General features: G+C 70.9%; 26 protein-coding genes. 21 read left to right on the top strand and 5 right to left on the bottom strand.

From position 1 onward, the window contains the following. The first annotated feature begins 46 nt into the window (after positions 1 to 46). The 9 genes from prcB to ACQPWU_RS34775 all read left to right on the top strand — a co-directional run bounded on the left by prcB (position 47) and on the right by ACQPWU_RS34775 (position 7,772). Positions 47 to 895 carry a proteasome subunit beta gene (gene prcB, locus ACQPWU_RS34815; protein ID WP_433429461.1) on the top strand — a complete coding sequence of 283 codons (849 nt, stop codon included), beginning with the start codon at positions 47 to 49 and terminating at the stop codon, positions 893 to 895. A 21-nt stretch (positions 896 to 916) separates the two neighbouring features. After that, a complete protein-coding gene (prcA, locus tag ACQPWU_RS34810; RefSeq protein ID WP_433429459.1) occupies positions 917 to 1,762 on the top strand; it encodes a proteasome subunit alpha in 846 nt (281 codons plus the stop codon). A 457-nt stretch (positions 1,763 to 2,219) separates the two neighbouring features. Continuing rightward, a complete protein-coding gene (locus tag ACQPWU_RS34805) occupies positions 2,220 to 2,753 on the top strand; it encodes a hypothetical protein (protein ID WP_433429457.1) in 534 nt (177 codons plus the stop codon). Between the two features lie 114 nt (positions 2,754 to 2,867). Further along, complete coding sequence (gene pafA / locus ACQPWU_RS34800) at positions 2,868 to 4,226, top strand: Pup--protein ligase (RefSeq protein ID WP_344995632.1); 1,359 nt, start codon at positions 2,868 to 2,870, stop codon at positions 4,224 to 4,226. 74 nt (positions 4,227 to 4,300) lie between these two features. Beyond that, positions 4,301 to 5,248, top strand: a complete 948-nt coding sequence (locus ACQPWU_RS34795; protein ID WP_433429455.1) for an FKBP-type peptidyl-prolyl cis-trans isomerase — start codon at positions 4,301 to 4,303, stop codon at positions 5,246 to 5,248. A 60-nt stretch (positions 5,249 to 5,308) separates the two neighbouring features. Continuing rightward, complete coding sequence (locus tag ACQPWU_RS34790; RefSeq protein WP_433429453.1) at positions 5,309 to 6,241, top strand: FKBP-type peptidyl-prolyl cis-trans isomerase; 933 nt, start codon at positions 5,309 to 5,311, stop codon at positions 6,239 to 6,241. A gap of 15 nt (positions 6,242 to 6,256) precedes the next feature. After that, positions 6,257 to 6,610 (top strand): hypothetical protein, encoded by a 354-nt coding sequence (locus ACQPWU_RS34785; protein WP_433429452.1) that lies wholly within the window; start codon positions 6,257 to 6,259, stop codon positions 6,608 to 6,610. 9 nt (positions 6,611 to 6,619) lie between these two features. Then, positions 6,620 to 7,276, top strand: coding sequence for a helix-turn-helix transcriptional regulator (locus ACQPWU_RS34780; RefSeq protein WP_433429451.1), 657 nt, complete (start codon positions 6,620 to 6,622; stop codon positions 7,274 to 7,276). Positions 7,277 to 7,292: 16 nt separating this feature from the next. After that, a complete protein-coding gene (locus tag ACQPWU_RS34775; protein ID WP_433429449.1) occupies positions 7,293 to 7,772 on the top strand; it encodes a DUF3291 domain-containing protein in 480 nt (159 codons plus the stop codon). On the opposite strand, the gene ACQPWU_RS34770 is transcribed toward ACQPWU_RS34775, so the two are convergent. After that, positions 7,718 to 8,785, bottom strand: coding sequence for a DUF3866 family protein (locus ACQPWU_RS34770; protein WP_433429448.1), 1,068 nt, complete (start codon positions 8,783 to 8,785; stop codon positions 7,718 to 7,720). The genes ACQPWU_RS34775 and ACQPWU_RS34770 overlap by 55 nt on opposite strands. Positions 8,786 to 8,823: 38 nt before the next feature. On the opposite strand from ACQPWU_RS34770, the gene ACQPWU_RS34765 reads away from it, so the two are divergent. From ACQPWU_RS34765 to ACQPWU_RS34735, 7 genes are all read left to right on the top strand, one after another. After that, positions 8,824 to 9,789 carry a helix-turn-helix transcriptional regulator gene (locus ACQPWU_RS34765; RefSeq protein ID WP_433429447.1) on the top strand — a complete coding sequence of 322 codons (966 nt, stop codon included), beginning with the start codon at positions 8,824 to 8,826 and terminating at the stop codon, positions 9,787 to 9,789. Continuing rightward, on the top strand, positions 9,786 to 10,763 hold the full coding sequence (locus tag ACQPWU_RS34760; RefSeq protein ID WP_433429445.1) for a helix-turn-helix transcriptional regulator: 978 nt from the start codon (positions 9,786 to 9,788) through the stop codon (positions 10,761 to 10,763). Before ACQPWU_RS34765 ends, ACQPWU_RS34760 begins: the two co-directional genes overlap by 4 nt. Next, positions 10,760 to 10,960 (top strand): hypothetical protein, encoded by a 201-nt coding sequence (locus ACQPWU_RS34755; RefSeq protein WP_433429443.1) that lies wholly within the window; start codon positions 10,760 to 10,762, stop codon positions 10,958 to 10,960. Before ACQPWU_RS34760 ends, ACQPWU_RS34755 begins: the two co-directional genes overlap by 4 nt. A 29-nt stretch (positions 10,961 to 10,989) precedes the next feature. Next, complete coding sequence (gene tatA, locus ACQPWU_RS34750) at positions 10,990 to 11,307, top strand: Sec-independent protein translocase subunit TatA (RefSeq protein ID WP_433429442.1); 318 nt, start codon at positions 10,990 to 10,992, stop codon at positions 11,305 to 11,307. A gap of 31 nt (positions 11,308 to 11,338) precedes the next feature. Further along, the gene (gene tatC / locus ACQPWU_RS34745) at positions 11,339 to 12,214 is read left to right on the top strand and encodes a twin-arginine translocase subunit TatC (RefSeq protein ID WP_433429439.1); all 876 of its coding nucleotides are present in this window, start codon (positions 11,339 to 11,341) and stop codon (positions 12,212 to 12,214) included. Between the two features lie 16 nt (positions 12,215 to 12,230). Further along, positions 12,231 to 13,118 (top strand): diacylglycerol/lipid kinase family protein, encoded by an 888-nt coding sequence (locus ACQPWU_RS34740; RefSeq protein WP_433429436.1) that lies wholly within the window; start codon positions 12,231 to 12,233, stop codon positions 13,116 to 13,118. 164 nt (positions 13,119 to 13,282) lie between these two features. Further along, positions 13,283 to 16,006, top strand: a complete 2,724-nt coding sequence (locus ACQPWU_RS34735) for a DEAD/DEAH box helicase (RefSeq protein WP_433429434.1) — start codon at positions 13,283 to 13,285, stop codon at positions 16,004 to 16,006. An 81-nt stretch (positions 16,007 to 16,087) separates the two neighbouring features. Here ACQPWU_RS34735 and ACQPWU_RS34730 read toward each other — a convergent pair whose 3' ends face one another. Then, entirely contained in the window at positions 16,088 to 16,273 is a 186-nt protein-coding gene (locus ACQPWU_RS34730) for a hypothetical protein (protein ID WP_433429432.1), read from the bottom strand. A 531-nt stretch (positions 16,274 to 16,804) separates the two neighbouring features. Here ACQPWU_RS34730 and ACQPWU_RS34725 point away from each other — a divergent pair. From ACQPWU_RS34725 to ACQPWU_RS34715, 3 genes are all read left to right on the top strand, one after another. Next, positions 16,805 to 18,478, top strand: coding sequence for an ABC transporter ATP-binding protein (locus tag ACQPWU_RS34725; RefSeq protein ID WP_433429430.1), 1,674 nt, complete (start codon positions 16,805 to 16,807; stop codon positions 18,476 to 18,478). Between the two features lie 221 nt (positions 18,479 to 18,699). Next, entirely contained in the window at positions 18,700 to 19,074 is a 375-nt protein-coding gene (locus ACQPWU_RS34720) for a hypothetical protein (protein ID WP_433429427.1), read from the top strand. 822 nt (positions 19,075 to 19,896) lie between these two features. Further along, positions 19,897 to 20,067 carry a hypothetical protein gene (locus tag ACQPWU_RS34715; protein WP_360708794.1) on the top strand — a complete coding sequence of 57 codons (171 nt, stop codon included), beginning with the start codon at positions 19,897 to 19,899 and terminating at the stop codon, positions 20,065 to 20,067. A 51-nt stretch (positions 20,068 to 20,118) separates the two neighbouring features. Here ACQPWU_RS34715 and ACQPWU_RS34710 read toward each other — a convergent pair whose 3' ends face one another. From ACQPWU_RS34710 to ACQPWU_RS34700, 3 genes are all read right to left on the bottom strand, one after another. Beyond that, the gene (locus ACQPWU_RS34710) at positions 20,119 to 21,537 is read right to left on the bottom strand and encodes an RNB domain-containing ribonuclease (RefSeq protein ID WP_433429425.1); all 1,419 of its coding nucleotides are present in this window, start codon (positions 21,535 to 21,537) and stop codon (positions 20,119 to 20,121) included. 26 nt (positions 21,538 to 21,563) lie between these two features. Continuing rightward, positions 21,564 to 21,887: an STAS domain-containing protein gene (locus tag ACQPWU_RS34705; protein WP_360708788.1), complete on the bottom strand. Its 324-nt coding sequence runs from the start codon at positions 21,885 to 21,887 to the stop codon at positions 21,564 to 21,566. A 212-nt stretch (positions 21,888 to 22,099) separates the two neighbouring features. Beyond that, positions 22,100 to 22,684: a TetR family transcriptional regulator gene (locus ACQPWU_RS34700; protein ID WP_433429423.1), complete on the bottom strand. Its 585-nt coding sequence runs from the start codon at positions 22,682 to 22,684 to the stop codon at positions 22,100 to 22,102. A 130-nt stretch (positions 22,685 to 22,814) separates the two neighbouring features. On the opposite strand from ACQPWU_RS34700, the gene ACQPWU_RS34695 reads away from it, so the two are divergent. Further along, the gene (locus ACQPWU_RS34695) at positions 22,815 to 23,513 is read left to right on the top strand and encodes a hypothetical protein (protein WP_433429421.1); all 699 of its coding nucleotides are present in this window, start codon (positions 22,815 to 22,817) and stop codon (positions 23,511 to 23,513) included. 111 nt (positions 23,514 to 23,624) lie between these two features. Continuing rightward, positions 23,625 to 25,700 carry an alpha-galactosidase gene (locus tag ACQPWU_RS34690; protein ID WP_433429419.1) on the top strand — a complete coding sequence of 692 codons (2,076 nt, stop codon included), beginning with the start codon at positions 23,625 to 23,627 and terminating at the stop codon, positions 25,698 to 25,700. The last annotated feature ends 20 nt before the right edge of the window (positions 25,701 to 25,720 follow it).

Raw genomic sequence — 25,720 nt, 5'->3', positions numbered from 1 at the left:
CATGAGTAGGGTCGCCCTAGGAACACTGACGTTTGGAGGGAGTCGCGTGGCATCGCACAGGGATCTGCCCGTCGGCTTGGTCAACCAGCTTTTCCGAAACACCGGAAGTTCCTCGTTCACGGAGTTTGTCAGCTCGTATTCGCCTGAGTTGCTGCCGCAGCGGAATGAGGTGCTGGCCACCCCGATCGGCGACCAGGTTCCGCACGCGACCACGATCGTGGCCGCCACCTTCGCCGGCGGCGTGGTGATGGCGGGCGACCGGCGGGCGACCTCGGGCAACATCATCTCCCAGCGTGATGTGGAGAAGGTGTTCCGTGCCGACGACTACTCGTGCATGGGCATCGCGGGCACGGCCAGCACCGGCATCGAGTTCGCCCGGCTGTTCCGCGTGGAGCTGGAGCATTACGAGAAGCTCGAGGGCCGCACGATGTCGGTGGCGGGCAAGGCCAACCGGCTGGCCACCATGATCAGGGGCAACCTCGCCATGGCGATGCAGGGGCTGGTGGTGGTGCCGCTGTTCAGCGCGTACGACCCCGACAAGGACGAGGGGCGCATTTTCAGCTACGACGTGGCGGGCGGGCCTTATGAGCGCGAGAGGTTCGACGCGATCGGCTCCGGCTCGATCTTCGCCCGTGGCTCGCTGAAGAAGCTCTACCGCGACGGCGCGTCGGCCGACGACATGGCGATGACGCTGATCCAGGCGCTCTACGACGCGGCCGACGACGACTCGGCGACCGGCGGGCCCGACGTGACCAGGAAGATCTGGCCGATCGTGTCGGTGATCGACGCCGACGGCTTCCGCAGGCTCAGCGAGGAGCAGGTCTCCGCGTACGTGGAGCAGATGCTCGAAGCCCGCCTGATCTCGCCCGACGGCCCGATCGCCCCGCTGCGCTAGAAAGGGATCACCACCGTGTCCATGCCTTTCGGATATGCGTCCCCTGAGCAGATCATGCGGGACAAGGCCGACTACGCGCGCAAGGGCATCGCGCGGGGCCGCTCCGTCGTCGTGCTCCAGTACGTCGACGGCATCCTGTTCGTCGCGCCCAACCCGTCCCGGGCGCTGCACAAGATCAGCGAGATCTACGACCGCATCGGGTTCGCGGCCGTGGGCCGCTACAACGAGTTCGAGGAGCTGCGGCTCGGCGGCATCCGCTACGCCGACATCAACGGCTACACCTACGACCGGTCCGACGTGACCGGTCGCGGCCTGGCCAACCTCTACGCCTCCAACCTGGGCCGCATCTTCACCGAGTCGATCAAGTCGCTGGAGGTGGAGGTCGTCGTCGCCGAGGTGGGCGAGACCGCCGACGGCGACGCGATCTATCGGCTCACCTTCGACGGGTCGGTCTTCGACGAGCACGGCTTCGCCGCCATGGGCGGCCAGGCCGAGGCGGTGGCCACGCGGCTCAAGGAGCGCTACCGCGAGTCGATGTCGCTGGCCGACGCGCTGGAGGTGGCGCTGACGGCGCTCACGGAGCCGGGTGGCGAGCGGCCGCCGGTGGCGCAGCTGGAGGTGGCGGTGCTCGACCGCAACCGTGAGCACCGCAAGTTCCTCCGTCTCACGGGGGCACGCCTGGAGCGCCTCCTGGCCCAGACCTCCACTCCGTCCGCCCCGCCCACCCCGTCGACGGACACCCCGCTCACGGCCGCCCCGCCCACCCCGTCGACGGACACCCCGCTCACGGCCGCCCCGCCTTCGGAGGGCACGCCGCCTCCCACGGCGCCCGACGGCGACGTGGACGACGGCTCCTCGCCGTTGTAGGGCTTTCAGGCTTCGCACCCGTCAGGGGCCGTCACGGCGGCCCCTGACGGCGTTTCCGGAGACCCGCTACCGGGGTGTGGCGGGTCTCTTGCGTTTCTCGCGGCCGGCTACGGCGGGGCTGTCGCGGGCGCGGTGGCATGCGGGTGGTGTCCGGGTGTGCCGGTGGCCGGTCGTGGTGTCTGGGTATGCGAGTGATGTCAAGGTATGCGGGCGATGGAGCGTGCCGTCCAGTTATGCGGGGCTATGGCGGGGGGTGTCCGTGTCTGGGCGTCCGGGTCCATTCGGCCCCGGGGTTCCGGCGCCGGTGCGGTGGGGTGCGTGTGGTGCTCAGCCGGGCTGCGGCACGGCCGGTGCGTGGCGCCACTGGGGGTGCGGTGGCGGAAGGAGTAGGGCGGGTGTGACCTGTTTCACTATGATTCGGGTGAACTTCAGAGGGTGATCGAGGATCTCAGAATCTGTGAACACTCCCATGCGTGGCCTCCTGGCGGCCGGTGCCGCCGCGGCCGTGGTGCTGAGCTCGGGTGCGGCGGCCCACGCCGCGACGTCGGCCGCCGCGTTCCCCAGCTACAAGGCGCCCAAGATCTTCGGCACGACCTTCCAGGCGGACCCGAAGCACGACTTCACCAAGGGCATCCACCCCCGCCACAACGGCATCCTGCGCGGCTGGATCACCGAAATCCGGGGCGGTGTGGCCGAGTACGAGCCGATCAAGTGGAAGAAGGGCACCATGACCGAGGGCTCCTTCGTGGGCCCGCCCGAGGGCGACGCCATGGCGTACGCCTCGCCCATCGCCAAGGACGTGGTCTTCCTGTCCGCGTTCGGCTGCAAGGCGTCGATGGGTGACATGACGGTCGACAGGAAGACGGGCCTCGGCAGCAAGCGGTGCTCCAGGAGCGTGCTGATCAAGCGGCACGCCGACCAGGGCCAGCCCTCGCTCATCACCGTCTACAAGGGAAAAATCGTCAAGGTTCAGGAGATCTATACCCCCTGATCGCGGGCGGCGGCGACCCGCGCCCCGTGGGGGCGGGCGCGGGGACGGGACGCGGAGCGAAAACACCTGGGAAGATCTCTCCCGCTCATGCATCCGTGGGCATAGTGTGAGGTGATGGATCGTCGCATCTTCGGGCTGGAGAACGAGTACGGCGTGACCTGCACGTTCAGGGGGCAGCGCAGGCTGTCGCCCGACGAGGTCGCGCGCTACTTGTTCCGGCGGGTCGTGTCCTGGGGCCGATCGAGCAACGTCTTCCTCCGCAACGGCGCACGTCTCTATCTCGACGTGGGCAGCCATCCTGAATACGCAACACCCGAGTGTGACAACGTCATCGAGCTCGTCACCCACGACAAGGCGGGCGAGCGCATTCTCGAGGGCCTCCTGGTCGACGCCGAGAAACGGCTTCGCGAGGAGGGCATCGCCGGTGACATCTATCTGTTCAAGAACAACACGGACTCGGCCGGAAACTCCTACGGCTGCCACGAGAACTACCTGGTCGGCAGGCACGGGGAGTTCGGGCGGCTGGCGGACGTGCTGATCCCGTTCCTGGTGACGCGGCAGATCGTGTGCGGGGCCGGCAAGGTCCTGCAGACGCCTCGCGGCGCCGTCTATTGCGTCTCTCAGCGGGCCGAGCACATCTGGGAGGGCGTCTCCAGCGCCACCACCCGCTCCCGGCCCATCATCAACACGCGCGACGAGCCGCACGCCGACGCCGAGCGGTTCCGCCGCCTGCACGTCATCGTGGGCGACTCCAACATGAGCGAGACCACCATGCTGCTCAAGGTCGGCGCCACCGACCTGGTGCTGCGCATGATCGAGTCGGGCACCGTGATGCGCGACCTGTCGCTGGAGAACCCGATCAGGGCCATCCGCGAGGTCTCCCACGACATGACGGGCCGGCGCAGGGTGCGCCTGGCCAACGGGCGCGAGGCCTCGAGCCTGGAGATCCAGCAGGAATACCTGTCCAAGGCGAAGGACTTCGTCGACCGCCGCGGCGGCGACGCCATCGCCCACCGGGTGCTGGAGCTGTGGGAGCGCACGCTGAACGCGGTCGACACCGGCAATCTCGACCTGGTCTCGCGGGAGATCGACTGGGTGACGAAATACCAGCTCATCGAGCGTTACCGCAAGAAGTACGACCTGCCGCTGTCCTCGCCGCGGGTGGCCCAGCTGGACCTGGCCTACCACGACGTGCACCGTAAGCGGGGCCTGTACTACCTGCTGCAGAAGCGCGGCTCGGTGGAGCGGGTGGCGTCCGACCTGAAGATCTTCGAGGCCAAGTCGGTGCCGCCGCAGACCACGAGGGCGCGGCTGCGCGGCGAGTTCATCCGCAAGGCGCAGGAGAAGCGGCGCGACTTCACCGTCGACTGGGTGCATCTCAAGCTGAACGACCAGGCGCAGCGCACGGTGCTGTGCAAGGACCCGTTCCGCAGCGTGGACGAGCGGGTGGACAAGCTCATAGCAGGGATGTAGCACGGGGTTTACCTCGGGCCTACCCGGAAGTCGGGTAGGGTGACGCGAATCTGCCGTCTTCCCGAGGGAAACCCATGCGCCGCGCTCTGGCCGTACTGGCCGCCGTGCCTTTGATCTTGTTCGCCGCAGCGTGCGGCTCCTCCGACAACAGCTCGAGCACCGGCGCGTCCAGCGCGCCGGGAGCGTCGGGCGCGTCGGGGTTCAAGGTCACCGGGAACGTGGGCGCCAAGCCCACGGTGTCCTTCCCGTCCGGCTCACCCGCCACGACGTCGTCGTACACGGTGGTCCAGCCGGGCGCCGGGGACGCCCTCAAGACCGGCGACCGGGTGATCGTCAACCTGACCGTCTACAACTGGGACGGCAAGGGCAACGCCGTCCAGGGCTCCTCCTACGACACCAAGCAGCCCGAGACGATCGCGGTCAACGAGCAGATCCCGCAGGTGCTGCAGGAGGGCTTCACCAAGGTCAAGCACGGCGGCCGCCTGCTGGCCGTGCTGGCCAACGACTCCGCCGCCCAGCCGCAGGCCACCGCGCCGGCCGAGCCGACCAAGGTGTTCGTGATCGACGTCGTCGGCACCGCGCCGGCGCCGCTGAAGGCCGCCACCGGCAAGGAGACCGGCGACAGCATCAAGGGCGTCAAGGTCGTCAGCCCGGGCGGGGAGAAGGCTCCGACGCTGACCACGAAGACGAAGGAGAAGCCGTCGGACAAGCTGGTCGTCAAGACCCTGATCCAGGGCACCGGCCCGAAGGTGCAGCCGGGCCAGACGCTCACGGTCAACTACACCGGCAAGATCTGGGGCACCGACAAGCAGTTCGACTCCAGCTGGGAGCGGGGTCAGCCGGCCGAGTTCCCGCTCGGGAACGTCATCCAGGGCTGGCAGCAGGGCCTGGCCGGGGTGCCGGTCGGCAGCCGGGTCGTGATGAGCATCCCGTCGGCCATGGGCTACGGCGACCAGGCGCAGCAGGGCATCCCCGCCAAGAGCACCCTGGTGTTCGTGGTGGACGTCCTGGCGGCCTACTGACGCGGGTTCCGGCGAGGCGGTAGCATCGCCAGGCCCAGCCCCGGCCGCCTGGGAGGACCGATGCGCCGCCGCCGTACCGCAGCGTTGCTGCCGGCTCTCGTGCTGCTGGCAGGCTGCGCGGGCGGCCCGGACATGACAGCGGGTGGCCCGGGCCTGACAGGGCGTGCCCCGGGCGGGACGGCGGGCCGCCTCGACGTGACGGTGGGCGGCCTGGACATGACGGTGGCCGGCCCGTTCGGCGCCAGGCCGACGATCGCCTTCACCGGGGGCAGGCCCGCCGCCGGGCTCCAGGTGGACGAGCCGGCCATCGGCGACGGCCCGCCGCTCGCGGCGGACGACGTGGCGATCGTCCAGTACACCGCGCATGTATGGGACGGCAAGGACAACCGCCTGGTCGACTCCAGCTTCGACCGCGGCACCCCCGCCGCCTTCCCGGCGGGTGAGGGGCTCGGCGGGGCGCTGCGGGGTCACCGGGTGGGCAGCAGGGTCGTCGCCGCCGTCCCGCGCGGCCCGGGAGCGGGGCAGGAACTGCTCTACGTCGTCGACATCCTCGGCTCGCACCCCAGAGGTGCTTCGGTCGAGGCGGGCGGCGGCACGCTGGCGGGTGTGCGCGTCACCGGCGGCGCCCCGCCCGCCCTGGAGGTGCCCGCGACCGCGCCGCCCGCCGCTTTCGCGGTCAAGGTGCTGGCCAGGGGCGACGGGCGCGCGACACAAGCAGGGCAGCTCGTGGTCGCCCAGTACGAGGGCGTGGTCTGGAGCCGCGGCCGGGTCTTCGACACCACCTGGACGACCGGCCGGCCGAAGGCGTTCAGGATCGGCGACGGCAGCGTGATCAAGGGCTGGGACCGGGCTCTGGTGGGCGTGCCCGCCGGCAGCCGCGTCCTGATGATCGTCCCGCCCTCCTACGGGTACGGCGCCGCCGGCGATCCCGCCCACGGCATCACGGGCTCCGACACGCTGGTCTTCGTCGTGGACGTCCTGGCCGCCTACTGAGGCACCATGGACTCCATGATCCGTACATTTCTCGTCATATCGTCCGCCTTAGCCGTCCTGTTCGGCGTGGCCCCCGCCGCGTCCGCGGCCGCCAACCCGCCTTTCTGCAAGGGTGTCAGGCCCTGTGTGCTCGGCGGGGACGCCGGCCGGACGTGGGTGCACGCCTCCGCCTCCTCCAAGACCAGGGCCGGCGCCGTGGCCGCCAGGCTGCTGCGCAACGCCAAGACCGTCCACCGGCAGTACGGCGCTCCCGAGTGGGTCGACATCTGGATGATCAAGAAGGGCGCGTGCTGGCGGAAGTACGGCAGCGCCACCGCCAGGCCCAGCCGCGCGTGCGCGTACAAGCACCTCGAGCGGAAGCTTTCATAGACTCCCGTTGTGAGTAGCGACGACCTCGACGCACTGGCCCTTCTGCACGACCCCGTCCGCCGCAGCCTGTACGCGGTCGTGGCGGCCGGCGGCGGCGACGTGGGCAGGGGAGAGGCGGCCGAGGCCGCGGGCGTGTCCAGGACCCTCGCGGGCCACCACCTCGACAAGCTCGTCGAGGCAGGGCTGCTCGAGAGCGGCTTCCGCCCGCAGGAGAAGAAGGGGCCTGGCAGCGGCCGGCCCGCCAAGGTGTACCGCAGGGCCAGAGGCGAGCGGTCGGTGAGCCTGCCCCCGCGCGACTACGCCGCCCTCGCCTCCGTCCTGGCCGGCGTCGTGGACGCCCTCGGTGCCGAGGAGCAGGCCGAGCGGGCCGCGCGCGAGGCGGGCGCGAAGATGGCCGGCAAGCACGCGGGCGAGCCGCTCGAGCAGATGCTCGAGGCGCGCGGCTACGAGCCGTACGAGGAGGGCGGCGCGCTGCGGCTGCGCAACTGCCCCTTCCACGTGCTGGCCGAAGAGCAGCCGCTGCTGGTGTGCTCCATGAACCTGGCCCTGTGCCAGGGCCTGCTCGAAGGGCTCGGCGACGATCCGGCCAGGGCCGCGCTCGACCCGCGGCCGGGGGAGTGCTGCGTCACTCTAAAGCAAATGGATATTGACATAGAAGGCGGGTGATGGTGTCCTGAGCGTCATGCATCTCGCCGAACTGAACATCGCCCACCTCCGCGCGCCCACCGACAGCCCCGAGCTCGCCGAGTTCGTCGCCCTCCTGGAGCCCGTCAACGCCATCGCCGACGAGGCGCCCGGGTTCGTGTGGCGGCTGAAGGAGAGCGAGGACGACCCCACCGCCACCGTCGTCCACGAGTACGGCGACTATCTGCTGATCAACTTCTCGGTGTGGGAGTCGCTGGACACGCTGTGGAACTACGTCTACCGCAGCACTCACCTGGACGTGCTGCGCCGGCGCAGGGAGTGGTTCCTGCGCATGGCCGAGCCGTACATGGTGATGTGGTGGATCCCCGAGGGCCACATCCCGTCGCTGGCGGAGGGCATGCGGCGGCTGGAACGCCTCAAGGCCGAAGGGCCGAGCCCCGAGGCGTTCACGTTCAAGGACTCCTACGACAGCAGCGAGGCCGTCAGCCTGCCCGCCGCCGCCGAGGCCAGGAAGTAGGCCAGGTCCTCCTCAAGCCCTCTCCCCATGGTCGAGAGCCGCACGGGGGACTCGCGCAGCGCCTCGTGCAGGCCGTCCACCTGCACCGGCACCAGGCGGTGGCGCACGGCCAGCAGTTCGGCCTGGTCCCTGACCCGCTCGCCGAAGTCCCCGGGCAGCACGGGCACCGGCACGTCGGCGGGGGAGAGGGCGACCCGGCCGTAGGCGGTCAGCGAGTGGTGGGAGACGCCGTAGTGGCGCTCGCGCTTGTCGCCCTCGCTGACCCGCAGCGCCGCCACGGGCCGGCCGAGCAGCACGCCCGCCGCGTTCACCGCCTCGCCCGCCGACACACCCGAGAAGCCCCACCTGGTGCCCGTGCCCAGGTTGCCGGGGCCCTGCGCGACGACCGCCACGTCGGCCTCCAGCACGTGCCTGGCCGCCAGCAGCCCGGTGTGGACGGAGACCGCCTCCACGTCGCCGCCGAAGGACTGCCCGACCGTCACCACGCCCGCCAGCCAGCCGATCTCCCGCAGCCGGGCCGCCGCCATCGAGAACCACGCCGGCAGCGCCCCGCCGTCCTGCATCACGTACGCCACCCGTGTGCCGGGCCTGTCCGCGTACAGGCCGCACAGGATGGGCGGCAGCGCCGAATGCAGGTCGGCCACCACCACGGGCATGCCGTCGACGGAGTCGGCCTCGCGCAACCGCTCGTGATGGGGGGAGTCCTGCTCGTCGGCGCCCAGCACGGTGGCCTGCAGCGGCGTGTACCGGGCCTTCACCAGGTGGCCGGGACCCTCAGGATCTTGCGGCAAACGGTTAGGGACGGCCACCACCATGGCGTAACCTCCCGTACCGAGACCCATCGCGAGTGCGGTCGTGTTGAGCAGCACCTCGTCGCCGGGTTCCGGGCGGCCGACCAACGGCGGATACGCCAGCGCCCGGCACTCCCCTTCGGGGACGGCGACGTCCAGCTCCACCGCTCCCGGCCACTCGCGTCGGATCCGTACAACCTCGCCCTTGCGCCATCTGATCACGGGGGCAGGGTAGCGTCGATGCAGGAGGAGTGAGGCAGATGTCGCGCCGGAAGACGGAACGGTTGCTCAATCTGGTGATCTGCCTGCTCGCCACCCGCAGGCCACTGTCGGCCGAGCAGATCCGCCACGCGGTCCCGGGCTACGACCGCGACGGCGACGAGGCGTTCCAGCGCATGTTCGAGCGCGACAAGAACGAGCTGCGCGAGATCGGCATCCCCATCGACGTCGTACGCGACCCCTGGGAGGACGAGCCGGGCTACCGGATCGAGCGCGAGTCGTACGAGCTGCCCGAGATCACCCTGGAGCCCGACGAGGCCGCCGTGCTGGGCCTGGCCGCGCAGGTGTGGCAGCGGGCGAGCCTGGCCGAGGCCGCCTCCGGGGCGCTGCTGAAGCTGCGTGCCGGCGGCGTGGCCACCGACCAGCCCGTGGGCGGGTCCATCGGGGGCGGCGCGCTGGAGCTGCGGGTCGACACCCGCGACCCGGCCTTCCCCGCGCTGTGGGAGGCCGTGCGCGACCGGCGCGTGGTGCGCTTCGACTACCGCGGCGCCGGCAGCGAGAACGTGCGCGCCCGCACCGTGGAGCCGTGGGGCGTGGTCAGCCGCAACGGCCGCTGGTACCTCGCCGGGTTCGACCGCGACAGGGACGCGCCGCGCGTCTTCCGGCTCAGCCGGATCACCGGGCAGGTCGCCGTCCTGGGCAGGGCGGGGGCGTTCGAGGTGCCCGAAGGGGTCGATCTGCGGGATATGGTCGGCTTCCCCGACGACTCTACGGACGAGCGGGTGGCCGTCGTCCGCGTACGCAAGGGGACGTGCGAAGGGCTGCGCCAGCTCGCCAGGGCCGTGCGCGAGGCCGACGGCCGGTGGGACGAGGCCGAGCTGCCCTTCTCCGACCCCGAACGCCTGGCCGGCTGGATGGCCAGCCTCGGCTCCGACGTGGAGGTCGTCGAGCCGCCGGACGCCCGCGAGGCCGTCATCCGCCGACTGAAAGGGGCAATGGCATCATGAGCGGCTCGGCCGACAGATTGCCGAGGCTGCTGGCGCTGGTGCCGTACCTGATGTCCCACCCGGGGGCGCAGGTCGGCGAGGTGTCCGCGGTGTTCGGGCTGAGCGAGAAGCAGCTCATCGACGACCTGCAGCTCGTGTGGATGTGCGGTCTGCCCGGGCACACCCCGGGCGACCTCATCGACGTGTCCTGGGACGGCGGCGAGATCATCATCGACAACGCCGACACCATCGCCAGGCCGCTGCGGCTCGGCATCGACGAGGCCAGCGCGCTGCTGGTCGCCCTGCGCATGCTCGCCGCCACCCCCGAACTCGCCCTGCCCGCCAACGAGGTGCCCGGTGACGCGCTGCCCCGCGTGATGGCCAAGCTCGAGCGGGCCGCGGGCGAGGGCGCCGCCACCGTCAGCAGCCAGCTCGCGGTGGACGTGGACGCGGCGCCCGACGCCCTGCCGCGCGTGCGCGAGGGGCTCACCAGGGGCCGGCGGCTGTCGCTGCGCTACTACGTGCCCGGGCGCGACGAGGTGACGCCGCGCGAGGTCGACCCCATGCGGATCGTGGTCGTGGACGGCCGCACCTACCTCGAGGGATGGTGCTACCGGGCCGAGGCGATGCGGCTGTTCAGGCTCGACCGGATGCTCGGCGTGGACGTGCTCGACGTGCCCGCCGACCCGCCGGCGGAGGCCGAGCCCATCGACGTCACCCAGGGCGTCTTCCGGCCCTCGCCCACCGACGAGCTGGTCGAGCTGGAGCTCAGCGCCGCCGGGCGGTGGGTGGCCGAGTACTACCCGTGCGAGCAGGTCACCGAGCTGGGCGAGGGGCGGCTGCGGGTGGCGCTGCGGGCCCGCGACGAGGACTGGATACTCAAGCTGGCGCTGCGCCTGGGCGACACCGGCCGGGTCGTCTCACCGCCCGAGATGGCCGAGACCGTACGGCAGGAGGCCGAGCGCGCCCTGGCCCTGTACGCTCACCAGTCATGACGTGGATCTACGTGGCGATCGGGCTGTGCGCGGGCGGGCTGGCCGTGCTCGGATTCGCGGGTGCCCGCGTCGTCACGGCGGCACGTACTCTGAAAAGGGAAATCGCCGAGGCGACGGCCCAGCTTGAGCCGAGGCGGGCCAGATTGACGGGCCAGGGGGATGAGACCACGCCCCAGGCAGCGTACGATCGTGGCTGAAACAGGCACTCGCTAGAAAAGGGCGTTTCATGTCGAATCTCGGAGTCCCCGAACTTCTGATCATCGCGCTGGTGCTCGTGTTGCTGTTCGGTGCCAAGAAGCTGCCCGAGATGGCCCGCGGCGTCGGCAGGTCGCTGCGCATCTTCAAGTCCGAGACGGCCAAGCTCCGCGACGACGACGACGAACACACGGCCCAGGCGCAGCCCGCCCAGCCGCAGCCCCAGCCCGCGCAGCCGCAGCCGATCCAGGCCGCGCCCGCGCTCTCCGCCGAGGAGCAGGCCAGGCAGCTGGAGGAGCAGGCCGCCAGGCTGCGCGCCAGTGCCGCCCAGGCGGACAAGCACGCCTGACCCCATCCCTCCTCGTCACCTGGACTGTTAGATGGCGCTGCTCAAACGGTCGGCTGAGCCCTCGCGTGACCCCGAGGGTCGCATGCCCCTCATGGAGCACCTGCGCGAGCTGCGCAACCGGCTGCTCATCGCGGCGATCGCCGTCGTCGTGGGCATCATCGTCGGGTGGATCGTCTTCGATCCGGTCTGGGCGTTCATCAAGGAGCCGTTCTGCGAGACGCCGCAGGCCCAGCAGCTGCGTGTCGGCGAGTGCACGCTGACCTACGGCGGCATCTTCCAGTCGTTCTTCCTGACGTTGAAGGTCTCGGCGATGGTCGGCGTCGTCGTGTCCTCACCCGTCTGGCTCTACCAGATCTGGGCCTTCGTCACCCCGGCCCTCTACCGCAACGAGAAGCGCTACTCGATCGCCTTCCTCGGGCTGGCGATCCCGCTGTTCGCGATCGGCGCCGTGCTGGCGTACCTGATCATGGACACCAGCCTGGCCATCCTGCTCGGGTTCGCGCCGAGCGACACCGTGGCCATCATCCAGATCGACGAGTATGTCAACTACGTGCTGATCATGCTCATCATCTTCGGCATCTCGTTCGAGCTGCCGCTGCTGCTGGTGTTCCTCAACATCATCGGCGTGCTCCCTCACGCCACGGTCAAGAAGAACCGCCGCTGGGTGGTCTTCGCCATGTTCGTCTTCGGCGCGGTCATCACGCCCGGCGGCGACCCGCTGACGATGATGGCGCTGGCCGCGCCCATGGTCGTGCTGTACTTCCTGGCCGAGTTCTTCATGTTCATGCGCGAGAAGCGCATGCCCGCCACCGAGGACTTCTCCCACCTGTCCGACGACGAGGCCTCCCCGCTCGCGGAAGACTCCGCCGTCGAGCGCCCCGAGGAGGATTCCGGTTCGACGCGATAGGCGATAAGTTCCGGGCGTGTCCCCTCAACTCGCCCTGCTCGTCAACCCCGCCGCCCGTGGCGGCCGCACGCTGCGCATGCTCGAGCCCGTGGCGCGCCGGCTGCGCGCCGGAGGGGCCGAGCTGTCGGTGATCGTCGGCGACGACGCGGCCGACGCGCTGGAACGCGCCTGCACCGCCGTGGCCGAGCGTCCCGACGCGCTCGTGGCCTTCGGCGGCGACGGGCTGGTCCACCTGGCCGTGCAGGCCGTGGCCGGCACCGGCGTGCCGCTCGGCATCATCCCGGCCGGCACCGGCAACGACATCGCGGCCGCGCTCGGGCTGCCCTGCGACGATCCCGTCGCCGCGGCCCGCACGGTGCTGCGCATGAAGTCGCGGGTCATCGACGCCGCCCGGATCGCGGCGGGGTCCTCCGATGAGCTCTTCGCCGGGGTGATGTGCTGCGGCTTCGACTCCCGGGTGAACGAGCGGGCCAACCGGCTGACCTGGCCGCCCGGGATGGGGCGGTATGTGGTGGCCACGTTCCAGGAGCTGCGCTCCTTCCGGCCGATCCCGTTCCGGGTGACCCTGGACGAGGACGAGGTCGTCGAGCGGGAAGTCATGCTCGTGGCCGTGGGCAACACACGTTCCTACGGGGCGGGGATGCGGGTGTGCCCGGACGCGCGGCCCGACGACGGGCTGCTGGACGTGATGATGCTGGACGCCGTGTCCAAGACCGAGTTCCTGCGGGTGTTCCCGAGCGTGTACCGGGGGACGCACGTCGGGCACCCGGCGGTGTCGGTGCGGCGGGTGCGCAGCGTGCGGCTAGAGGCGGCCGACGTGGTCGCCTACGCCGACGGCGAACGCGTGGGGCCGGCGCCGGTGCACTGCGAGGTGCGCCCCGGCGCGTTGCGGGTGATCATTTGAGATCTACATTGTAAAGGCGCCCGGCGGGATGACGGCTTGGGCCGCCGGCCGGCCGCGCCGCCGATCCCGCCCAAGGGGCGTGTGCCTCACTTGCCCGCACCCGGAGGGGCTCCAGGGAGGCCGGTGGGACGGACCGGAATGGCGATTTCGGTAGGCTGGCGGGTATGACAACGCCAGCGGAACGCTATGCGGCCTTCCGTCAGAGACACGGGGACGACGGGGCCGCGCTGAGATCGTTCCGAGGTCTCTACGACTTCGAGCTGGACGACTTTCAGCTGGACGCCTGCCGAGCTCTGGAAGCCGGCGACGGAGTGCTGGTGGCGGCGCCCACGGGGTCGGGCAAGACGGTCGTCGGCGAGTTCGCCGTTCACCTGGCCCTGGAGCAGGGCCGCAAATGCTTCTACACCACCCCCATCAAGGCGCTGTCCAACCAGAAGTACAACGACCTGGTCAAGCGGTACGGCACCGCCAAGGTGGGCCTGCTGACCGGCGACAACAGCGTCAACGGCGACGCCCCCATCGTGGTCATGACCACCGAGGTGCTGCGCAACATGCTGTACGCCGGGTCGGCCACGCTGGCCGGTCTCGGGTTCGCGGTCATGGACGAGGTCCACTACCTGGCCGACCGGTTCCGCGGCGCGGTCTGGGAAGAGGTGATCATCCACCTGCCGGAGTCGGTGCGGCTCGCGGCGCTGTCGGCGACGGTGAGCAACGCCGAGGAGTTCGGCGAGTGGCTGGGCGAGGTGCGAGGCGAGACCACGGTGATCGTGGACGAGCACCGCCCGGTGCCGCTGTGGCAGCACATGATGGTCGGCAACCGCGTCTACGACCTGTTCATGAACGATGACCTGACGCTGCGCATCAACCCCACGCTGATGCGGGTGACGCGCGACGCCGAGCGGTTGACGGCGGGGCGCGGCAGGCGCGGCTACGGCAGGCCGCAGCGCTCGCGCCCGCCGGACCGGGTGCAGGTGATCGAGAAGCTCGACGCCGAGGGGCTGCTGCCGGCGATCACGTTCATCTTCTCCCGCGCCGGGTGCGACGCCGCCGTCCAGCAGTGCCTGTACGCCGGGATCCGGCTCACCTCCGAGCGTGAGCAGCACGAGATCAGGCAGCTCGTGGACGAGCGCACCGCGCATCTGCCCGATGAGGACCTGGCCGTCCTGGGCTACCTGGAGTGGCGTGACTGCCTGGAGCGCGGGCTGGCCGCGCATCACGCGGGGATGTTGCCGGCGTTCAAGGAGGTCGTGGAGGAGCTGTTCACGCGCGGCCTGGTCAAGGCCGTGTTCGCCACCGAGACGCTCGCCCTGGGCATCAACATGCCGGCCCGCAGCGTGGTGATCGAGAAGCTCGACAAGTGGAACGGCGAGACCCACGCCGACCTGACGCCCGGCGAGTACACCCAGCTCACCGGGCGGGCCGGGCGGCGGGGGATCGACGTCGAGGGCCACGCGGTGGTGCTGTGGCAGCCCGGCATGGATCCGCTGTCGGTGGCGGGCCTGGCCGGGACGCGCACGTACCCGCTGCGCTCCAGCTTCCAGCCGTCCTACAACATGGCGGTCAACCTCGTCGGCCAGTTCGGCAGGGAGCGCGCCAGAACGCTGCTGGAGGAGTCGTTCGCGCAGTTCCAGGCTGACCGGGCGGTCGTGGGGCTGGCCAAGCAGCTGCGCAAGCAGGAGGAGGCCCTGGAGGGCTACCAGGAGGCGATGACGTGCCACCTGGGCGACTTCCCCGAGTACGCGGCGCTGCGCCGCAGGCTCTCCGACCGGGAGGCCGAACTGTCCAGGCAGCGTGGCGCGGCGCGCCGCGCGGCCGCCGTGCGGTCGCTGGAGGCGCTGGAGCCGGGCGACGTCATCCGGGTGCCCGGCGGGCGCAGGGCGGGGCTGGCGATCGTGCTCGACCCCGGCCGCAACCCGCGCGGCCAAGGGCCGAGCCCGCTCGTGCTGACCATCGGCAAGCAGGTGAAGAAGCTAGACCCGGCCGACTTCCCCGTCCCGGTCGAGCCGCTCGAGAAGCTGCGCATCCCGAAGAACTTCAACGGCCGCTCGCCCAAGGAGCGCGCCAACCTCGTCTCCACGCTGCTCGCCAAGATCGGCGACCGCGACCTGGGCAAACCGGTCAGGGCGCGCGACCACTCGGTGGAGGACGAGGAGGTCAACGAGCTGCGCCGGCGCATACGCCAGCACGCGTGCCACGGCTGCGACGAGCGCGAGGACCACGCCCGCTGGGCCGAGCGCTACTACAAGCTGCTGCGTGAGACCGAGGGGCTGCGCCGCCGCGTCGAGGGCCGCTCGCACGTCATCTCGCGTACGTTCGACCGCATCTGTTCGGTGCTGGAGCAGCTGGGCTACCTGGAGGGCGAGACCGTCACCGACGAGGGCCGCCGCCTGGGCCGCATCTACACCGAGCTCGACCTGCTGACCGCCGAGTGCCTGCGCAACGGCCTGTGGGAGGAGCTCGACCCGGCCGAGCTGGCGGCGTGCGTGTCGGCGCTGGTGTTCGAGTCGCGGGCGTCCGACGACGCGCGCCGTCCCAAGGTCCCCGCCGGGCGCACCCAGGAGGCGCTGACGGCGATGATCCGGCTGTGGGGCGAGCTGGAGGGCATCGAGTCCGACCACGGGCTGTCCACGATCAGGGAGCCCGATCTGGGGTTCGCCTGGGCGGCCTTCCGCTGGACGAAGGGGCACACCCTCGACGCCGTGCTCAGGGAGGGCGTCAACGGCAACGAGCTGGCGGCCGGCGACTTCGTACGGTGGATCAAGCAGCTCATGGACCTGCTCAGTCAGCTCGGGAACGCGACCCCGCCGGGCAGCAAGATCAAGCAGACGGCGGGCAAGGCGATCGACGCGATGCGGCGCGGCGTGGTGGCCTACTCCTCGCTCACCTGATCACGCGGCTGGAGGCGCCGCTCGTCCGGCGGGCCGCCTCCAGTCGCCGCAAGGGCGCGCCGGCCGTGGCCGCCGGCGCCACTAGGACTCCCTGCGGGCGCCGAAGATCGTCAGCGCCAGGCCCGCGACGCCCACCAGGGCGCTCACGACGGTCAGTGGCGTGCCGTCGATCCACCGGTGCAGCAGGCCGAAGCTCTGGCCGAAGACGTGCTCGGCGATGAGGCTGCCGAAGCCCTGGATCATGAGAAGAACACCGATGAATGCCATGCGTCCATGATCCCGGCCTGAGCCCTCCGATCCATCGGACCAAAGTATCGGGCGACCTACACCTTGGAACCAGTCGCGAGGAGCATCTTTGGCATTCCCATGACCCTGCTTAGTAATTGTGTTCGTTTACAAGTGATTTAACGGTGGCGCTGAACGGCCGTTGTCTTCTGGCTCTACTGGTCAAGTCTCTTTTAAATTGTCGAATTCTACTGCTTTGTCGCAAAACCGGTGATAACGTGCGATTTGTGCAAGTCACCAAACGGGGGAGGAATCATGGCTAGCACTCAGCTCGCACGCATCGACTTCCAGCAGGGTTGGGGCTGTCACCGCCGCAGGCGTTGCTTCCGTCGTAGGTGGTGCGGAGGGTGCTGCCGCCGGTGGTGGTGGGGGTGCTAGGTGAGGGTGTCGGATAACACCCTTGAGAGCCGGCGGCACAGCCGTCGGCTCTCATTGGCTGTCTCCGGCCACGAGCTCGCACCGGCGATTTCCATTCGCCGGACTTTCCGCGAGTTCTGGCCGGACACCCGCGGGTTGCGGCGGCTGTTCGCGGCCGGTGTCGTGTTCGCCGTGCTGGCCGCGCTCTGCGAGGTCGCCGCCATCCGCCTGTTCGGCCACATCACCGACGAGGTGCTCGCCACCCGGCAGCTGGGCGAGTTCTGGGTTCCGGCGTTCGCCTGGCTCGGGCTCGCCACGGTCGCCGGGGCGACGTCCTTCGCGGCGACGTACGTCACCGCGCTGGGCGCCGAACGGTTCCTGCTGGTCCTGCGCGACCGGGTGTACGGGCACCTGCAGACGCTCGCGCCGGACTTCTCGGAGAACCGGCGCCTCGGCGACCTGATGGCACGGCTGACCGACGACATCGAGGCCATCGAGGAGCTGGTCGGGTCCGGGCTGGTCAAGGCGCTCACCACCGCTGCCAGCGTGGTGTTCTTCGCCGGGGCGGCATTCTTCATCCGCTGGGACCTCGCGCTCGTCACGATGGCGCTGATCCCGCTGTTCCTGGTGGTCTCCAAGGTGTTCGCGGCCAGGTTCAGGATCGCCGCGGCACGCGAACGCTCCAGCAACGGGGCCATGAACAGCGTCCTGGAGGAAGGGCTGGCCAACCAGCCACTTGTGCAGGCCTACAACCGGCAGCAGACGGAGTCGCGGCGCCTGCACAGGGAGGGCCGCACGTGGCTGCGCGCCAACATGGCGCAGGCCTGGCTGTCCAGCCTGTACGGCCCCGCCGTCCAGATCATCGAGACCGTCTGCCTGATCGTCATCCTCGGGTTCGGCGCGTGGGAGATCGTCGCCGGCCGGTTGACCCTGGGCGGCCTGCTGGCCTTCGCCGCGTACCTGGCACTGCTGTATCCGGCGGTTCAGGGGCTGGGGGAGCTGGCACTGACGGTGTCGGAGGCGGCCGCGGGGTCCGACAGGGTCATCGAGATCCTGCAGGCCAGGCCCGGCGTCACCGACGCGCCCGACGCCGTGTCCGCGGGCAGGAGCCGGGGCGAGGTCGAGTTCGACCGGGTCGGGTTCGCGTACCCGAAGCGGGGGCGGCAGGTCCTGCGGGACGTGACGTTCACCGCCTCGCCCGGCGAGGTCGTCGTCCTGGCCGGGCCCAGCGGGGCCGGCAAGTCCACGCTGGGCAAGCTGCTGCTGCGGTTCTACGACCCGGATACGGGCCGCATCCTGCTGGACGGGGCCGACATCCGGGGCCTGACGCGGCAGTCGCTGCGCGAGAACATCACGATCCTGCACCAGGAGACGCTGCTGTTCTCCGGATCCGTACGCGACAACATCGCCTACGGGCGGCCTGACGCCTCGCTGGACGAGGTCATCAGGGCGGCGCAGGCGGCGGGCGTGCACGACTTCGTCAAGGTCCTGCCCCAGGGGTACGACACTCCGGTGGGGCAGCGGGGCCGGCTCCTGTCCGGCGGGCAGCGGCAGCGGATCGCGATCGCCAGGGCCATCCTGCGCGACGCCCCGGTGCTGGTGCTCGACGAGCCCGTGACCGGACTGGACGAGGCCACGGCCGCGCAGGTCATGAAGCCGCTGTGGCGGCTCATGGCCGGGCGCACGACGCTCCTGATCACGCACGACCTGCGGCACGTGCCGGAGGGGGCGCGCGTGGTGGAGCTGTCGCCCGTGCCCCGGCCGCCGGAGCGCATCCGCCTGAAGCGCGTCGCCCGCGTCGGTCCGCTGACCCACTCCCGCGCCACCTGACCTACCGCCGGGCCAAACCTCCCCGGATCCAGGCCCACCCCGAGCAGCGCACCCGTCCTACAGGGCGGGTGCGCTGCGCTGTTTTCACCCGGCGCGTGTGAGGGCCGCGCCGGAACACCCGGCGCGGCCCTCTTTCTGTTGTCACTCCGGTGCGGACGGACGGCCCAGAACACCTAGACGGCACGATGGCTCAGGTGTCGCTGAGGCGGAGCGCTCCGGCCGTGACGGATGATGGATCACCCACCACCGCCGCCGCCGCCTCCGCCGCCGCCCTCGAAGCCGCCGCCGCCACCACCGCCACCGCCGCCGCCGTGGTGGGCGCCGCCGCCGCCACCGCCGCCGCCGCCGCCGCCTCCACCACCGCCACCGCCGCCGCCTCCGCCGCCGCCGTGGTGGTGACGGCGGTGCTCACCGCCGCCGCCTCCGCCGCCTCCACCGCCACCGCCGCCTCCGCCGCCTCCACCACCACCGCCGCCTCCGCCGCCACCGCCGCCGCCACCGCCGCCGCCACCGAAGCGACGGCAACGCCTGCCGCGGCACGGCTGCTCCAGCTGCTGCTGCTTGGCGACCTTATGCGTGTCGCCCTGCTGGAATGAGGGCGCGACGACGGCGGACTGAGCCGATGCCGCCACAGGCGCGGTAAGGGCGGTGGCCGCCATCGCGCAGGCAGCGAGAAGGTTGCGAGTCTTGATCATGAGAGATCTCCTCTTGAGGGTTGGGAACTCCGGGCGACGCCCGGATCTCTCTCTGAGCGCCATATCGGACCGGGAAGGCATCGATATGGGCTGCGGATCACCTTTCAAGCTAGGTTGCGGAGATGGGCGAAGTCATCCGGCAGAGGCAAAACTCCAGGCAGTCAGAAATTGCTCTGGAAGTCGTTAGAAGAATGGGTGGAACGCTTTCAACTACAGCGCGCTACACGCCTGACATAAGCAGTCACTATTGCTAAAGGCGCTACCAGGGCGGCGGTACGGTCTTTTGCCGTCTCAGCGGGCCGTGGCGGTCTCTCCCGGCCAGGAGCCGGGCACGGGTAAAGCGAACGGACCGGTCCGGTCGTTCGCCGCGAATGCCGGTGGAAAAGGGGCCGTCGAATGGTCCACCACCTTTCAGACGTGCAGGGCGGCCCGTCAGGTGATGCGGGGGTAGACCATGGCACCGTCCGGCGGTGGAGGGCGTGACCTGAGGCGCCGGCGAGTCTTTACCGTGATGGCGGCATGGGGTCGCCCCATCTTCGGCCAGTACCACTGACCGGTCGGTCAAGGTGGTGTTGTCATACGCTCACACATCGTCACCTTAGGGGCAGTTTTCGGGCGGATGGCGCTGGAAATCCCCATGTCAGAGACATCCTCGGACGCACCCGCTGAGGCCAGTCCCCTCGGATGCGCGGCGTCCGGGCCGGCCCTGTACGGAGGTAGCCCATGTTCGCCCTCGTCGCCGCTCTGCTGTTCGTGCTCGCACTCATCTTCGAGATCGCCGGCCTCGCCGTCGGCAGCGTGATCACGGTCACCACGCTCGGCACCGCCGGGCTGCTCTGCGTCGCGCTCCACCTGATGGGTGTGGGCGCGGGATGGACTCCGCTGAAGAGGTGATGCCTGGTCGAGAGCCGCGCACGGAGTGTCCGTGCGCGGCTTCTCCATGGGTCAGGTCGCCAGCGTGAAGCGGACCTCGCGGGTCGCCGGGTCGGCCTGCGTCAGGCGTACCGTCACCTGCTCTCCCAGGGGGAGCGCGCCGTCGCAGCGGGCGATCACCGCCGGGTCGGCGAGCTGCACCTGCCCGCCCCCGCGCCGCTCGTCCACGTCGATCACCACCGCCTGGAACGCCTGCCCGATCCGCTCTCGCAGCAGGAACGCCTCCACCAGGTCCACGCACGCCCGCTCCACCGCCCCGGCCCGCCGGCCGGTCGTGGTCATGATGCCGGGCAGGCTCGGAAGCGCCGCCCGGATGTCGGACGGCACCGGCTCGCTGGCCGCGACGGCCAGGCACACCTCCGTCGCGTATCGGTCGGCCAGGCGCCGCAGCGGCGCCGTGACGTGCGTGTACGGCGCCGCCACCGCCGCGTGCTCGGCCAGCTTGGGCGGCGCGCCGTCGAAGGCCACGTAGCCCGCGCCACGCAGCAGCACCTTCGACTCGTGCAGGAACGCCGCCTGCTGCGCGTTCTTCGGATCCAGGTCGTGCACCACGGCGCCGTAGGAGGCCCCGTCGGGCCACGGCACGTCCAGCGCGTGGGCCACCCTGCGGACCTTCGCCAGGTCGTCGGCGTGCGGCCGGGGGAGCACGCGCAAGATGCCGATCTCGGCGTCGAGCATCATCGCCGCCGCGGCCATGCCGGTCAGCAGCGAGATCTGCGCGTTCCACGCCTCGGCGGGCAGCGGCAGCCGGAACTCCAGCCGGTAGCCGCCGTCGTCCCCGGGGACCACCTCCTGCTCGGGCGTGGGCAGGGTGACGCCGCCGCGCTCACGCTCGAGGGCCAGCCGGAGGCGGCCGATCTCAGCCAGCAGTCCCAGCACGCCGTCGGCCGTGCCCGTGTCGACCGCCGCCTGCACGTAGGCATAGTCCAGGCGCTCGCGGCTGCGTACGAGCGCACGCTGCACGTCGGCGCCGACCGTGCGGCCGTCGGCGTCGAGGTCGATCCGCCACACCGCGGCCGGGCGCAGCGCGCCGGGCAGCAGGCTGGCCGCGTCCTCCGACAGGACCCTGGGGTGCAGCGGCACCTTGCCCGCGGGCAGGTAGACGGTCTCGCCCCTGGTGCGGGCCTCGGTGTCGATGACGCCGCCGGGACGCACGAACGCGCCGACGTCGGCGATCGCGTACCAGACTCTGTAGCCGCCGTGCAGCCGCTCCAGGTGGACGGCCTGGTCGAGGTCCATCGAGCCGGGCGGGTCGATGGTGACGAACGGCACGTCGGACAGGTCCTTCGCGTCGAGCCGCGGCACCCGCGCCACCCATGCGGCCTCGTCGAGCACGGCGCCGGGAAAGTCGCCCGGCAGGGCGAGCTCCCGCCTGACGCGCTCGAACCCGTCCTCCAGCTTCAGGGGTATCTGATCGGGAACCTGAATCACGTCTGCCAACCTACAGGCGCGGGCCATCAGGTGAGGTGGCCCTCCAGGCCGGTGATGCGCAGCAGCCGCCGCATCGCCGGCGGGACGCCCGTGAGGCGCATCGGGGTGTGCCGGCGCGCGGCGTGGTTGTGGACCGAGACGAGGATGCCGAGCCCGGCCGCGTCGATGAAGGTGAGCCCGCTCATCTCGATGACGAGCGTGATCTGCCCGCGCCGGGCGTCCTCCGCCTCCCGCAGCAGCCGGAGCAGGTGGCCGCGCAGTTGCTCGGTGGTGGCGATGTCGAGATCTCCCGACACGCTGACGGTCAGGGTCCCGTTGCGGCGGCTGGTGGTCAGGTGTAGTGGCTCCATGTCGGCTCCGCGCTCGTCAGGGCCGGGAACCTCCTGCCGGTTGCGTGCGCCAGCCCTTGCCTTGGACCCCAGATAGTCGTGATTCGTCACGTAGGGCGACGATGTTGACTCCGAGTGTACATGCCTGGTCACGCGTGAACGGTGATGCCGGGTGATAGGAGGAATCCTCGGGAAAACAATTCCCGTTACCCAGATGTAAAAACATCACACCATCAGCGGAGTTCGAGTCCGTGAAGGATGAGATCGCACAATGCGGCGAAGTCATCCTCGATGTCCGGCAGGCTCCAGTCGGCGGCGTGCGCCGGATTGTGGAAGCGGGCGGAGGCGTCGAGCACGGCGCGGGCAGTGGCAGCCGGGTCAGGGGCGGCGAACTCGCCCCGCGCGACTCCGGCCTCGACGATCTGCCGGATCTGGCCGACCAGGTCGGCGATGTGCCGGTCGATGACCTTGCTGGACTCGTTCACCAGCACCGTGTACGTGGCGAACAGCTCGGGGTCGTCGAGCGCCTTCTTGCGCTTGGCGCGGAACAGGGCGCCCAGCCATTCGCGTAGCCGCACGGGAGCCGGGGCGCCGGAGGCCAGGACGATGGCCAGCTCGGCGTGCGACTCGTCCAGCCAGCGCTGGGTGACGGCCTCGCGCAGGGCCGCCTTGCTGGGGAAGTGGCGGTAGACGCTGCCGTGGCTGACGCCGAGCGCCCGCGCGACATCGACGACCGTCGCCTTGGCGGGACCGTAGCGGCGCAGGACGTCTTGTGCCGCCGTGAGGATCTGGTCCGCCGTCAGGATGCCGTCTGTCACATTTCCAATTCTGTCAGCCGTTCAGCTATGCGTGATGCGCCGGTTCGTATGTGGATAAATGACACTTAATCGGGTTCAGTGACACTACGCTGCTACCGCTGTCAGGTACGAGCGGAAAGCAAACAACATCGTGTGGATCGCAGTCGCAGTGCTGGGCGCCGTCGTGGTGGGCGTGGTGGTCTGGTGGCTCCGCCGTGACCCGGTCGGCGGGGGCGCCGACGACGCGTTCGGGACGGACGTGGACCTCGGTCTTCCGGCCGAGGCCGAGCCCGCGTTCATGGAGGGTCTGCGGGCCTACCCGCTGCGGGCGGACGTGTGGCGCGGGGTGCTCACGACCTACGAGCCGCCCCGGCTGATCTCCCTGCACCTGCTCGCCGACGCCTTCGCGGCCAGGGGGGACGCGGCGCTGCACGATCCGCAGGACGCGGTCGCCACCCTGGTCGCGCAGCTCGCGGCGGCGGAGCGTCCCGGGGTGCTGCACCTGCGCGCGGACTGGCTGGACGGCGAGGTGGACGGCATGGACCGGGCCGGCTTCGCCGAGGCGGTGCGCGAGGTCCTCTGCCCCGAGGGCGCCTGGTCCGCCGACGAGGCGATTGGAGCGTTGCAGGTCGCCACTGGGCAGGCGAACACGATGATGCTGGACCTGGCCAGGCTGCTCGACCTCTACCGGGAGGCCCGCGAGAAGCAGCCGGACGCCGCGGTGGAGGAGTTGCTGCGCGAGGTCGCGCCTCGCCTGATCGCCGCCGGCGGGCCCGGGCTCACCTGGACGAAGCCGCCCACGCGGGATGACCTGCGCATGGTCCTCGGCGGAGTGCCCGAGCCCGGCTGACGCTCTCCCCTCCTGGCCTCTCCGGAGGGGTCTCCCCGCGATCAGGGCAAGTGCCTCATTCCTGTAGGTTTGCGGGGTATCTACCAGCATCTGCTGAGCGAGGAGCCCGACTTGACACCCCTCATCCTCTCCGCCGCAGGCACCGCTCTCGTCCTCGACGGACCAGGGCTGCCGCGGGTCCGCCACTTCGGCGCCGACCTCGGGCCCGCCGCCGGGTCCGACCTCTTGCCCGCACTGGCGTCCCTGGCTCCCGCGCCGCCGCTGCTGCCCGCCCAGGGAGACGGCTGGTACGGCCGGCCGGGCCTGTCGGGCGGCCGGGCGGGCGAGCACTGGCCGGTGCGGTGGACGCTGGACCGGCTCGACGCGGATGCCGCGCCCGGCCGGGGAGGCACGGTGACCGTCGTGGCCTCCGACGCCAGGGCGGGTCTTGAGCTGGTGAGCGAGCTGGCCATGGGCGCCGAAGGCCTGGTGACGCTGCGGCACACGGTCACGAACACCGCCGCCTCGCCGTACCGGCTGGAGGGGTTGACCTGCGCCCTGCCGGTGCCGGCGCGCGCCGGCGAGCTGCTGGACTTCACCGGGCGGTGGGCGCTGGAGAAGGTGCCGCAGCGCACGGCGTTCGGCCAGGGCGTGTGGTCCAGGGAGAACCGGCGCGGCCGGACGGGGCACGACGGCACGGGGCTGCTGGTGGCCGGGACCGCGGGGTTCGGGTTCAGAGGCGGCGAGGTGTGGGCGGTGCACGCCGGCTGGAGCGGCAACCACGTCCACTACGCCGAGCGGCTGCCCGAGGGGCCGGCGCTGCTGGCGGCGGGCGAGCTGCTCGAGCCCGGCGAGATCGTCCTGGCCGAGGGAGAGAGCTACCGCACGCCGCTGGTCTACTTCACCTGGTCGGGCAGCGGGCTGGACGAGGCGAGCGCCCGGCTCCACGACCACCTGCGCGCCGCACGGCCGCTGCCGGTCCGGCCCGTCACGCTGAACAACTGGGAGGCCACCTACTTCGACCACGGCCTCGACCGGCTGCTGGAGCTGGCCGACAAGGCTGCGGCGGCCGGCATCGAGCGGTTCGTGCTCGACGACGGCTGGTTCCGCCACCGCCGCGACGACCGGGCCGGGCTCGGCGACTGGTACGTCGACGAGGGCGTGTGGCCGAACGGCCTGCACCCGCTGGCCGAGCACGTGCGCAAGCTCGGCATGCAGTTCGGGCTCTGGTTCGAGCCCGAGATGGTCAACCCGGACTCCGACCTGCTGCGCGCGCACCCCGACTGGGTGCTCGGCCAGGCCGAGCGCATGCCGCCGCCACAGCGCCACCAGCAGGTGCTCGACCTGGCCAGGCCCGAGGCGTACGCCTACCTGCTGGAGCGCCTGGACAGCCTGGTCAGCGAGTACGAGCTCGACTACATCAAGTGGGACCACAACCGCGACATCGCCGAGCCCGTCCACGACGGCGTGCCCGGGGTGCACGCGCAGACCCTGGCCACGTACCGGCTGCTGGACGAGCTGCGGGCCCGCCACCCCCGGCTGGAGATCGAGTCGTGCTCGTCGGGCGGCGCGCGCATCGACTACGGCGTGCTGGCGCGTACCGACCGGGTGTGGACGTCCGACTCCAACGACGCGCTCGACCGGCAGTCGATCCAGCGCTGGACGGGGCTGCTCGTGCCGCCGGAGCGGATGGGCAGCCACGTCGGAGCCCCGCAGGACCACGTCACGGGGCGCTCGCTGCCGCTGGCCTTCCGCGCCGCGACCGCGCTGTTCGGGCACATGGGCGTGGAGTGGGACCTGACCTCGGTGAGCGAGGCCGAGCTGGAGGAGCTGGCCGAGTGGATCGCCCTGCACAAGCGGCTGCGGCCGGTGCTGCACGCGGGCCGGGTGGTGCGGGCCGACCATCCCGACCCGTCGGCGCTGCTGCACGGGGTGGTGCTGCCTGAGCGCGGAGTGTTCGCGTTCGTCCAGCTCACCTCCAGGCTCGCCATCGGAGGGCCCGCGCCGCTGCGCCTGCCGGGGCTCGACCCCGCGGCCGTCTACGAGGTGCGGATGGCCGGGCCGAAGCCCCAGGGCGCGGGCATGCCGGAGTGGACCGGCGGCCCGGTGAGGCTGACCGGCGCGGTGCTCGGCGAGCTGGGGCTGCCCGCCCCGGCGCTGCGGCCGACGTCCGCGCTGCTCATCGAGGTGGAGAACCTCTCCCTGTAGGGCCGGCTCGGCCACCGGGC

This window comes from Nonomuraea sp. CA-141351 (genome assembly GCF_050944675.1).
GTDB lineage: Bacteria > Actinomycetota > Actinomycetes > Streptosporangiales > Streptosporangiaceae > Nonomuraea.
The sequence above is the reverse complement of the archived record's forward strand: the minus strand, read 5'-3'. Positions and strand labels throughout refer to the sequence as shown.